7 protein-coding genes are annotated in these 11216 nt (G+C 63.6%); 2 read left to right on the top strand and 5 right to left on the bottom strand.

What is annotated here, in order from left to right:
• On the bottom strand, nt 1–1066 hold a 1066-nt coding region (locus tag AC3VI7_RS10575; protein WP_489671508.1), incomplete at its 3' end, for a SurA N-terminal domain-containing protein.
• Between the two features lie 19 nt (nt 1067–1085).
• Nucleotides 1086–3386 (bottom strand): LPS-assembly protein LptD, encoded by a 2301-nt coding sequence (locus tag AC3VI7_RS10570; protein WP_489669585.1) that lies wholly within the window; start codon nt 3384–3386, stop codon nt 1086–1088.
• A gap of 95 nt (nt 3387–3481) precedes the next feature.
• Between AC3VI7_RS10570 and AC3VI7_RS10565 the strand changes: the two genes are divergently transcribed.
• Nucleotides 3482–4690, top strand: a complete 1209-nt coding sequence (locus tag AC3VI7_RS10565) for an aminoglycoside phosphotransferase family protein (protein WP_489669584.1) — start codon at nt 3482–3484, stop codon at nt 4688–4690.
• A 1-nt stretch (nt 4691) separates the two neighbouring features.
• On the opposite strand, the gene AC3VI7_RS10560 is transcribed toward AC3VI7_RS10565, so the two are convergent.
• Genes AC3VI7_RS10560 through AC3VI7_RS10550 form a run of 3 tightly spaced genes read right to left on the bottom strand, consistent with a single transcriptional unit; the run spans nt 4692 to nt 10263 of the window.
• The gene (locus AC3VI7_RS10560) at nt 4692–7787 is read right to left on the bottom strand and encodes an efflux RND transporter permease subunit (RefSeq protein WP_489671507.1); all 3096 of its coding nucleotides are present in this window, start codon (nt 7785–7787) and stop codon (nt 4692–4694) included.
• Nucleotides 7784–8983: an efflux RND transporter periplasmic adaptor subunit gene (locus AC3VI7_RS10555; protein WP_489671335.1), complete on the bottom strand. Its 1200-nt coding sequence runs from the start codon at nt 8981–8983 to the stop codon at nt 7784–7786. Before AC3VI7_RS10555 ends, AC3VI7_RS10560 begins: the two co-directional genes overlap by 4 nt.
• Before the next feature lie 14 nt (nt 8984–8997).
• Nucleotides 8998–10263 carry a TolC family protein gene (locus AC3VI7_RS10550; RefSeq protein ID WP_489671336.1) on the bottom strand — a complete coding sequence of 422 codons (1266 nt, stop codon included), beginning with the start codon at nt 10261–10263 and terminating at the stop codon, nt 8998–9000.
• A 127-nt stretch (nt 10264–10390) separates the two neighbouring features.
• On the opposite strand from AC3VI7_RS10550, the gene gshB reads away from it, so the two are divergent.
• Nucleotides 10391–11216 (top strand): glutathione synthase (gene gshB / locus AC3VI7_RS10545; protein ID WP_489671506.1); only part of this gene is annotated, 826 nt, incomplete at its 3' end.

The raw sequence follows: 11216 nt of genomic DNA, 5'->3' as shown, positions 1-11216 counted from the left end.
TGCCCGACTCGACTTGCTGCTTGAAATCCTTCAGCCTGGTTTGGGCGGCTTCGGGGGTCAGGCCCGGGCCGGGGCGCAGCAGGATGTGGCGGGCATGGTGTTGCACCACGCTCAGGGTCGGATCACGACGCTCTAGCAGCTTGATGATGTGAAATCCCGCGCCCGATTTAAGGGTCGTGGGGGCGACTTGGCCGGCGCTCAAGGGCCGAACCGCTTCGACAAACAAATCGGGCAGCCGTTGTGCGGTGCGCAGGCCCAAGGCTCCGCCCTTGTCCTTGGGGCCATCGGAGAACGCTTGCACCACCACCGCAAAGTCGCTGCCAGCGCGGGTGGCTCGGTTCAGGGCCTCTTGAGCGCGTTGGCGTCGTTGTTCAAGTTCGGTGGCGCTGGCGTTCTCGGGCAGGCTGATCAGGATTTGGGCGATGTCGTACTCGATGACCAGCCCCGCTTTGGCCCGTTCAGCACTCAACCAATCTTCGATGTCGGTCTCGGTGATGCGGATGCGTGCTTGCACTTCGCGCTCACGCACACGCTCCAAGAGGATCTGGTCACGCAGGTTGTTGCGCAGCCGCGTGTAGTCATAGCCTTCGGCCTTCAGTTGCTCACGCAGTTGGGCCACGCTGACTTTGTTCTGCTCGGCCACATTGGCCACGGCGCGGTCGATTTCTAGGTCGTCGATGCGGATGCCCACGTCTCGGGCCATGCTGAGCTGGGCGCGTTCGCCGATGAGCTGGTCCAAGATTTGCCGGCGCAGATCCTCCTGCGGCGGTGCGGCGACGCGGGTCCGACGTGCTTCATCCAAGATCCGAAACAGCCGTGCTTCGACTTCGGCGTTGGTCACCACTTCTTGATTGACCACGGCGACGATGAAGTCGCCTTCTTGGCGGATCGCTCCGGTGACGATGGGGGCCGGTGTGACCCCCGGTTTGGCGGCGGGGGCGGCTTCGGCGGCCATGATCATGGTGAGGCTGGTCACCGCCATGGACAGCGCCAACAAGGCCCGCAGCGGTCGGCGGGGCTTTGGGGGGCAGCAAAGCAGCTCAGACATAAACAGGGGCAACGTCATGGATGGAACACAAGGCAGGCTAAGGCAAGGAAGACGGGGAAGATGGAGAAGGGGGCGCTGAGCTGGTGGTACCCAGGGTCGTACCGAAATCACGCAGCAAGCGGTAGCCGGGGATATTGTCCTTCAACACCGTGAGGGGGTTCTGGCCCAGCCGCGACAGGCCAACCAGTTCCAACTGGAACAGCAAGCGGGTGGTGGCGGTGTTGGGCAGGGTGGATTGGTGCTGGACCACGAAGCGCCCGATCCAGCAGCCGGCATCGTATTCGAGCCCACCGATCATGCCGGTGAGGCGCTCGTCGCGCATGCTGTAGTCAAAGCGGCCCACGCCGTAGAGGGTGCCTTGGCAATCGGTGCTGACCGGACTGGCCCCTGGCTGGGCCGTTTCTCCCGAGATCGGCCATTGCCAGCCCAAGGCGATTTGTTCGCTGGTGCCCCGTTGCAGACGATAAATCGCACTGACGGTGCGGAACGGTCCGGGCGAATACTGGCCGCTGAGCACCGAGCGGCTGATGCGGCTGATTTCCGGGTCGTGCTGCACCGAGCCTTCAAAGCGCCAATGCGGATCGGTGTTCACACTGCCGGAAAGCAGCAAATCAGAGAACTGCCGCGTCAGGGGTTGGCCGTCGTCGGTGATACGTTGCGGCTCCAGCAGCATGCGCTGGGCCAAATCGACCCGGGCGACTTCGGCACCCGTGCGATCCGAGAGCCAGCGCGAGCGCACCCCAGCGGTGATGCGGTTCGCATCCGCCACCCGGTCGATGCCCGAGAACGCGGTGTCGGCAAAGATGGTGGCCGCGTTGATGTCGAGCGCGGCGCTGTCAAAGCGCGGCACCATCGACTGGTCGTACCAAGGGGTACGCACGTACAGCAAGTGCGGCTCCAGCGTCTGGGTCAGCCCTTGAGCACCCCACTGGGTTGGGCGCTCAAAAACCCACTGGTTGTCCAGACTGAAGCTCGGGATAGTCCGAAAGTAAGACAAATCACCCGTGACCAACGGTTGCTCCAAGGTGTATTGCGCGCTGTTGACCAGCAGTTTGGGCGAAATTTGCCAGCCCTCATCGCCAAAATGCCACGCCACCGAACCCAGCCCATGGGCGCGTGCGCCTTGCAGCATGGTGGGGTCGTCGTGAGCGAAGCGGTTGTACTCGGTCTCCAGTTGCGCTTCCAAAGCCTCTGAGCGGGCCTGCCAACGCAAGCCCATCTGCGGATCGCGTCGGTAAGGAGCCACGATGGCGGCCGATGCCAAGGGCGATTGCAGCACCTGCCATTGCTGCGCTTGGGCATAGAACTGCTGATCGAGATTGAGTGAACCGAACTGCCAGTGGGCGTTGCGTTGCAAGGTGGCGCGGGATTCGAGCAGTCGGGGGGTCCAGTTCTCGGCACCGTGCAGCCCGTCTTGCCAGTAGTTATCGTCCGAGACCCGCAAGGTGGCCCAGTTGTAGTGCCAATCGCGGTTGATCGTGCCGGCATGCTGCCAACGCGCCGCCCAGCGCTGTGTCTTGGCCGATTCGTCATAAGGCAGGGCCACCACGTTGGCGGTGCCGCGCAAACCCGTCTCTAAGTAGCGGAACTCGCCGTCCAGCTCCAAGCCGCGCCGCGAAGACACGATCGGCGTGATGGTGGCGTCGCGGTTGGGGGCGATATTCCAGTAATAGGGCACACCAAATTCCACCCCGCTGGTGTTGGACAGATTCAGCACCGGGGGGAGCCAGCCGGATTTGCGCTCGGTGCTGATCGGAAAACTCATGATCGGCAACGCCAAGATCGGCACGTCATAGAAACGTACCACCGCCCCTTCAGCGACCCCTTCGTTGCGTGCGAAATCGAGCGAGAGGTGCTTGGTGGTCAGCACCCACGGCAGGGTGCCCTCGTCCTTGGGGGCCGGGCAGCTGCTGTAGGTCGATCCTTGGGCCTCGACGTGATCGGGCCCCTTGAACTCGATGAACTCGGCCTGGCCGCTCGCCTGGGTGCGGCCAAAACGGTATTGCGGCGCTTGCAGCCGACCGTTGAGTGAGTGGGCGTTGAAATCGAGCTCCGTGCCCCGAAAGACATTGCCGTCGCTCAGCAACTCCACCTGACCTTGGGCTTTGGTCTGCTGCGAGGCCAAGTCGTAGCTGAGTCGATCCGCACGCAGGCTAAAGCGGTTTTGCTGCAACAGCACGCTGCCTTCAGCCACCAAGTCGGTATCCATGCGCCCGCGCAAGCTGTCGGCCTCGATGCGGATCGGGCCGGATGTTGTCTGCTGGGCCGGCGTTGCGGCGGCATGGAGCCCAGCAAGCCAGAAAAGGGCGCGTAGCCAAGAGCGAAGCGGAGGGAACAACACAGATCCAGATCGACGTGGGCGCGTGGGGCGGGGATGGCGGAAGAGCGGAGCGGCCACATAGGGAGCGCTCGCTAGAATCCTCCGATTATTTCATGCGCCCGGTCGCCCACTCCGCCGGGCTACCTACCGTGAACCTGAATCCGACGCTCCTCCTCGATGTCTCTGCTGACTGCCTTGTCACCTCGCCGCTGGCGGTGTCTTGGACCGATACGGATCGCCATGCTGCTTTTGAGGCTTGGCTGACCGAGACCGCTCCCATCTACCGGCTTGATCCGGCCTCGCTACGGCTGGCCAGCGCGGACGCCAGCTTCCGGCGCTATTTGCGCATCGATCAAAACGCCGACCTCTGCTGGCCCAGCCCGGCGCAGTCTTTCATCGTCATGGACGCGCCGCCCAGCCACGAAGATTGCAAGCCCTTTGTGAGCGTGGCGGCCTTGCTCGCTGCGGGCGGCGTGCATGCCCCCGAGGTGCTGGCCTGGAACGAGGCCCAAGGCTTCATGCTGCTCAGTGACTTGGGCAGCCGCACCTATTTGTCGGTGTTGCAAGCCCTCGATCTCGCCAGCCCGACCGGCTTCAAGCTGGCCGATACGCTCTACCGCGACGCGCTCGGTGCGCTGGTGACGCTGCAAGGCATCCAAGCCGAAGGCCAAGTGCCCGTTTATGACCGCGTGCTGCTGCGTCGTGAGCTGGATCTTTTCCCCGAGTGGTACGTGCAGCGCCATTGCGGTGTGACCTTGACCGAGACCCAGAGCAAGCAGCTGGAAAAGACGTTTGAGTTGATCCTCAAGACGTGCGAAGACCAGCCCATGGTGCTGGTGCATCGTGACTATCACAGCCGCAATTTGATGCTCGGCACCCGCCCCGGTGCCGAGACGGCTCAGGGTGCCGGTCATGGCACCAACCCGGGCGTGCTTGATTTCCAAGACGCCGTTTGGGGCCCGGTCACCTATGACGTGGTCTCGCTCTTGCGCGACGCCTACATCGAGTGGGACGAGCCGCAGCAGATCGACTGGGCCGCGCGTTACTGGCAGCAAGCCAAGAAGGCCGGCGTGCCGGTGCAAGACGACTTCGGCCTGTTTTGGCGCGATCTGGAATGGATGGGCTTGCACAGGCACCTCAAAGTGCTGGGCATCTTTGCGCGCCTGAACCACCGGGATGGCAAGTCCGCCTATCTGAAGGATCTGCCCTTGGTCTGGCGTCACGCGCACCACGTGGCGATGCGCTACTCGGTCCTGACGCCGCTGGCGCGCCTGCTGGAGCAGCTCGCCGGCGTCAAGGCCGAGGACGGCTACACGTTCTGAGTTACACCATGGGGTCTCGCTTGCGGTGCGTCATGACGTAGAGCGTGGGCAGCACCAGCAGGGTCAGCAGGGTGGCGGAGATCAGGCCGCCGATCACCACCACCGCCAGCGGACGCTGGGTTTCAGAGCCAATGGCATGCGAAAGCGCCATCGGCAGCAAGCCCAGCATCGCCAGCAAGGCGGTCATCAGCACGGTGCGCAGGCGATCAAGCGAGCCTTCGACCACCGCTTCTTCAACGGAGCGGCCCTTGCGGCGCAGGTCGTTGAAGTGCGACAGCATCACCACGCCGTTGAGCACCGCCTGACCAAACAAGGCGATGAAGCCAATAGCGGCCGAGACTGACAACGGGATGTCGGTGATCAAGAGCGCCACGATGCCGCCGATCAGCGCAAACGGGATGTTGGCGATGATCAGCGAGGCGGTTTTGAGCGACTTGAAGGCGTCGAACAGCAGCATGAAAATCAGCAGGATCGACAGCGGCACGACCCATGACAGGCGTTTCATGGCGCGTTGCTGGTTCTCAAACTCGCCCGACCACGCCAAGGCGTAGCCGGTTTCGAGCTTGACCTTGGCCTGCACCTGCGCTTGCATGTCGGTCACCACACTGCCCATGTCGCGCCCTTGGATGAAGACACCAATCGACATCACGCGCCGACCGTTCTCGCGCGCGATGTTCATCGCCCCCGATACATGGCGGAACTCGGCAATGTCAGCCAGTGGCACTTGAGCGCCGCTGGTGGTGGGGATTAACAAAGAGCGGATGCGGTGCGGGGTGCGGTCGTCCGGCCCTAAGCGGATGGTGACGTCAAAGCGCCGCTCGCCTTCCCAGACCGTGGTGGTGTTTTTGCCACCCAAGGCCGACTCGATCACGTCCTCCACGTCACCGACATTGAGCCCATAGCGTGCAGCGCGGGCGCGGTCGATCTCGATGCGGAACTGCGGCAACTGGCCGTTGCGGTCGATGAAGGAGCGCGACACGCCGGCCACGCCGCTGATGCTTTCCAAAATGGTGCGGCCATAGTTTTGCAGCTTGTCGAGGTCATCGCCCGTGACCTTGATGACCACTTGGCCGTCGATTTGCGAAATGCTTTCCAGCACGTTGTCGCGGATCGGTTGCGAAAAGCTGGTCTCAATCCCCGGCAGAGCGTCGAGCTTGGCGTCGATCTCAGCCAGCACTTGGGCTTTGCTCAAACCGCGCGTCCACGTCTCTTCGGGCGACAAATCAATCAAGGCTTCGACCTGCGAAGCGATCTTCGGGTCCGAGCCATCTTCGGGGCGGCCGAGCTTGGAGATGATCGTATGCACCTCGGGCACGGAGCGCACGATCTCGCGGATACGGCGCACTTGGCTTTGGGCTTCGGTGATCGAGACGCTGGGCTCCAAGCTGGCGTTGAGCCAGATGGAGCCTTCGTTCAATTCCGGCAAGAACTCGGTGCCCAGATGGGTGGCCCCAACCATGCTGGCCGTCAAGGCCAGCCCCGCCACGCCGAGCACGATGCGCTTGTGGCCCAAGGCCCATTGCAGCGCGGGTAAATAAGTGGCCTTGGCCCAGCGCATCAGCCAGTTGTCGCCGTGCGGCATCGGGCCACGCAGGAACTTCAAGCTCAGCAGCGGCACCAAGGTCAGCGAGACGATCAGCGAGCCGATCAGCGCCGAGGTCACCGAATACGCCATCGGCGCGAAGATCCGGCCTTCGTGGCGCTGCAAGGTGAAGATCGGGATGTGCGCCGCGATGATGATCAGCATCGAAAACAGCGTCGGCCGACCCACGTCGATGGTGGCGTTGAGCACTGTGCGTAGGCGGCTTTCGTGCTCTTCAGCGGCGGTGGTCCCCGGGCTTGGCGTTCTGGGTGTCAGGCTGAGTTGATGGACGATGTGCTCGACGATGATCACCGCCCCATCGACGATGATGCCGAAGTCCATGGAGCCCAAGGAAAGCAAGTTGGCCGGAATGCCGATCAACTTGAGACCGATGAAGGTCGCCAAGAGCGAGAGCGGAATCACCATCGCCACGATGGCTGCGGCCCGCAGATTCGACAAGAACAGGTACAGCACCAGCGCCACCAGCAACGCGCCTTCCAGCAAGTTGCCAAAGACGGTATGCAGGGTTTTATCGATCAGCCAAGAGCGGTCGTAGAACGGCGCAATGCTCACGCCTGCCGGCAAACTGCTTTGCTTGAGCGCTTCGATCTTGGCCTTGACGCCTTCCAGCACCACCGAGGCGTTTTCGCCTTTGCGCATCAGCACCAAGCCGTAGACGATGTCGTCGGTCTCGTCCTGACCGGCGACACCTTGGCGCGGCACGGCGCTGATGGCCACCTTGGCCACGTCGCGCACCAGCACTGGCACACCGTTGCTTTCGGCCACCACGATGTTTTCCAAGTCGGCGGCTGAACGTAGCAAGCCGATGCCCCGGATCAAATACTGCTGCCGGCCCTGTTCGACCGAGCCACCACCGGCATTGGCGTTGCCGCGTGAAACGGCGTTGGCCAGTTGACTCACCGAGAGGCGATGGTCGCGCAGGCGGCCCAGATCGGGCTGGACTTCATAGGTCTTGATCAGACCGCCAAAACTGACCACATCGGCCACGCCGGGCACGGTCTTGAGCTGGCGCTCCATCACCCAGTCTTGCAACTCACGCAACTGCGTCGAGCTGAGGTGATCGCCTTTGAGGCGATAGCGAAAAATCTCGCCGATGGCCGAACTCAGCGGCCCGAGTGAGGGTTTGACCCCGTCGGGCAGGTCGGCGTCGCGCAGTCGCTCGGTGATCTGCGCGCGGGCAAAGTAGTCGTCCGCCTTGTCGCTGAAGGTGATCACCATGTACGACAGGCCGAACTGCGTATGCGAGAACACCCGCACGGCGTGCGGCACGCCCGAAAGCGCGGTCTCGATCGGCATCGTCACCTGTTTCTCGACCTCTTCAGCCGCGTGACCGGGGTAGAGCGTGATCACCTGCACCTGGGTGTCGGAGATGTCGGGGAAGGCCTCCACCGGCAGGTTGTTGAAGGCGATGACGCCCCCGCCGATAAAGAGGATCAACCCCATGATCACAAACAGGGGCTGGCGCAGGGCCGAGGACACCAAGGACTTGATCATCCGTGGACTCCGGCATTGGCCAAGACTTGTTGCAGCATCAAGCTGCCTTCGATCACGATCTGCTCATCGGCTTTCAGGCCGCTGCGTACACGCACTTGGGCAATGCCCGCGTCTTCGGCTTGGATTTGGCGACGTGTGAAATGCCCCGGCTCGGTCAGCACAAAAACGTAATGCTTGCCCTCGACCAACACCACCGCTTGGGACGGAATCATCGGCTGGGGCTCAGCAGTTGTCAGGTGCAGCGTGCCATGCACAAACATCTCGGCCTTGAGGCTGCGGTCTGGGTTGGGCAGCGCAGCGCGCACGCGCAAGGTGCGGGTTTGGGGGTCGAGGCTGTCGGCCACTTGAATCACTTGGGTCGCGGTGGCGGCCCGGTTGGACAGGGCGTCCAAGCGCAGATCAATCGAGATCCCCGGACGAACTTGGCTGGCCAGTCCTTCCGGTACATCGAAATTGACCCAGAGGTGGCGCGGGTCGCTGATGACGAACAACGCTGGCACACCCGGTCCGCCTTGATCGGGCCGCAGTTCTTGGCCGATGTTGGCGTTGCGCTCCACCACCCAACCGCTGATTGGGCTGCGCAGGGCAAAGAGCTGATCGGAGCCCGAGGCCGCGTTGCCGTAGCCTGCCAAGCGGGCCTCGCTGCGGGCTTGTTCGGCCTTGGTGCGGTCGCGGTCGGCTTGGGCAGCTTCCAGCTCGCGCCGGGCCACAGCACCCGCAGCTTCCAGCTCTTGGGCACGATCAAAAGCCCGTTGGGCTTGGATCACCTCAGCGCGTGCCCGAGCGGCATCGGCTTGGGCTTGGCCGAAATCGGGTGAACTGAGTTTGGCCAGCACCTGCCCGGCGCTGACCGCTTGGCTCGGTTGGGCTTCTAAGCGCAATATGCGGCCGGCCACGGGGGCGGTGATCCGGCTGGTGTGGTCTTCATCCCAGCCGACACGGCCGGTCAGCTCAATCTCGCGCTGGGCTTGGACTTGGACCTTGAAGGTTTTGATCACCGCCAACTGCGGGCTGCTGGCGCTGTACAAAATGCTTTGCGCTTGCACCACCGGCGGGGCGATCTTCGGTGCCTCGGCCTCGGGGGCATGGCAGGCACTCAGCACGTTCACGAGCAGGGTGGTCAACACCACCCCCTTCACGCCCTTCACGCCCTTCACGATCTTCACGACCTTGGCACCGCCCATCGACGTTTTCATCAGCGTTTTATCCATCAACGTTCCCATTGGGTTGCCGCCAGCCAAGTGCTGAGGGCTTTGGCCTCATCGGCACGGGCCTGGACCAGATCAAGTTGCAAAGCCTGCCATTGCCGGCGGGCATCCAAAACATCGGTGAGCGAGGCCGCGCCCTTGCGGTAGGCCAGCTCCATGCCGTCGAGCGCCTGCCGGGCGGCTTGTTGGGCCGGGCCGTCGAGCTCGCTGCGCCGCAGGGTGGCGGCCTTGAGTTGCTCTTGGGCGATGGCCTGATCGGTTTGGGCGTTCATTTCGCTGCGCTGGCGCTGGAGTCGGGACATGTCGAGATCCACTTCCGCTTTGCGTTGTTCACCCTCGAAGCTGTAGCCCCAAAACAGCGGCATGCTCATCATCAGACTGACCGAGCCGTTGGTTTGCGGATGGCGCTCTAGGGCCACGCCGACCGTCACATCGCGCGTGGTGCTGGCGCGGCTTAGGGCCAAGCTTTGTTCGGCCGCAGTGACCCGCTGGGCGGCGCTGCGTACATCCGCCCGTTCAGCGACCGCAGGGGCGTCCAGAGAGGTGGGTGCTTGCGGATAGGCGTCATCGGCGCTCAGTTCGGCCGCTTTGGGTTGCGCCTCAGGGCCAAGGCGTTGCGCCAGGGTCTGGCGAGCTTGCAGCGTGTTGGCTTGGGCGCTGCGCAGATCGGCTCGGGCGCGCACCAGCTCGGTTTGCAGCCGGGCCACATCAACGGCCGAGAGGTCGCCGCTTTGAAAACGTTTGTGGGCCAGCTCGAAAGCACGTTGCTGTAGCTCGACCGAGCTCTGCACCCAGCTTTCGCGGTCTTGGGCCAGCTTGAGATCGAAGTAGCTCAGGTGGACACCCAAGCGCAGTTGGCGGCGCAGTTCAGCTTCGTCGTGCTGCGCCACGCCGAGGCCGGCTTGGGCCGCTTGGGTGCGCAAGGCGCGTTTGTCGCCGCGCTCAATCAGGTAGCTCAGCCCTATGGAGGCATCCATCGGGCTGCGGATGATCGGCCAAGCGCCCATGCCGTTGCCCGGATTCATGTTGCCGGTTTGCAGCGCCAGCGTCGGGTTCACCGCTTGACCCGCAGTGATTTTTGCAGCCGCAGCCGCATCCCGACCCGCAGCGGCCAAACGGGCATCGGGGTGGTTTTGTAGGGCTTGCTGCTCGGCGTCACTCAGGCTCAGCGCCCAAGGCGTCTGGCAAAAAATGGCACCGATCAGCAGCGCCAAGCGGGCTGGCATGTCGAAGGTCTTGCGGGAAATCGGCACGGCAGTAGGCGTCATGACAAGGCGGAGAGGGCGCGATTCTAGGCGTGCCATGTGTCTGTTTGGTGTCTCGCTGCTCCGTGCCCCACGGGGCTGCAAGGCTATGCAACACTGACGCCCCGCTTTGCTGAATGCCCTCTTCCCCATGGACCTGCTTTTTGTTGCCGACCCGCTCGAAACGTTCAAGACCCACAAGGACAGCACCTTCGCGATGATGCGTGAGGCAGCGCGGCGCGGGCATTGCCTGCACGCCTGTGAGCCCGCCGACTTGGTTTGGCTGCGCGGCGGCCGGGTGGTGGCGCGCCAAGCCCGCACCCTCGTGTTGACGGGCGACGGTGCCGATGCCCACGCTTGGTTCGAGGTGATCGCCACCGCCGAGTTGGCGCTGGCCGATGTGGACGCGGTCCTGATGCGCAAAGACCCGCCCTTCGACAGCGAATATTTCTACGCCACGCACCTGTTGCAGCAAGCCGAGCGCGAGGGTGCCAAGGTGTTCAACAAACCCTCCGCCCTGCGCGATCACCCCGAAAAGCTGGCGATCCTTGAGTTTCCACAGTTCATCCCGCCGACGCTGGTGACGCGCTCGGCCGCTGCGGTGCGGGCCTTTCACGCCGAGCACGGCGACATCATCTTGAAGCCCCTGGACGGCATGGGCGGCATGGGCATCTTCCGCGTCGGTGCGGATGGCCTGAACTTGGGCGCGATCATCGAAACCCTCAACCAAGACGGGGCCCAAACCTTGATGGTGCAGCGCTACTTGCCCGCCATTGCCCAAGGCGACAAGCGCATCTTGGTGATCGGCGGCGAGCCGGTGCCGTTTTGCCTAGCCCGCATCCCCCAAGGGGGTGAAGTGCGCGGCAACCTCGCCGCCGGCGGCAAAGGCGTGGCCCAACCCCTCAGCGAGCGCGACTTCGCCATCGCCCGCGCCATCGGCCCCACCCTCGCCGCCCGAGGCCTGCTCCTCGTCGGCC

It is taken from the genome of Leptothrix toolikensis (SeqCode) (genome assembly GCF_057922285.1).
The sequence above is the reverse complement of the archived record's forward strand: the minus strand, read 5'-3'. Positions and strand labels throughout refer to the sequence as shown.

What these genes read in the sequence shown, in the direction of transcription:
- AC3VI7_RS10560 (WP_489671507.1), bottom strand. Translation starts at nt 7,787, where the DNA reads ATGATCAAGTCCTTGGTGTCCTCGGCCCTGCGCCAGCCCCTGTTTGTG.
- AC3VI7_RS10550 (WP_489671336.1), bottom strand. Translation starts at nt 10,263, where the DNA reads ATGACGCCTACTGCCGTGCCGATTTCCCGCAAGACCTTCGACATGCCA.
- AC3VI7_RS10565 (WP_489669584.1), top strand. Translation starts at nt 3,482, where the DNA reads ATGCGCCCGGTCGCCCACTCCGCCGGGCTACCTACCGTGAACCTGAAT.
- AC3VI7_RS10555 (WP_489671335.1), bottom strand. Translation starts at nt 8,983, where the DNA reads ATGAAAACGTCGATGGGCGGTGCCAAGGTCGTGAAGATCGTGAAGGGC.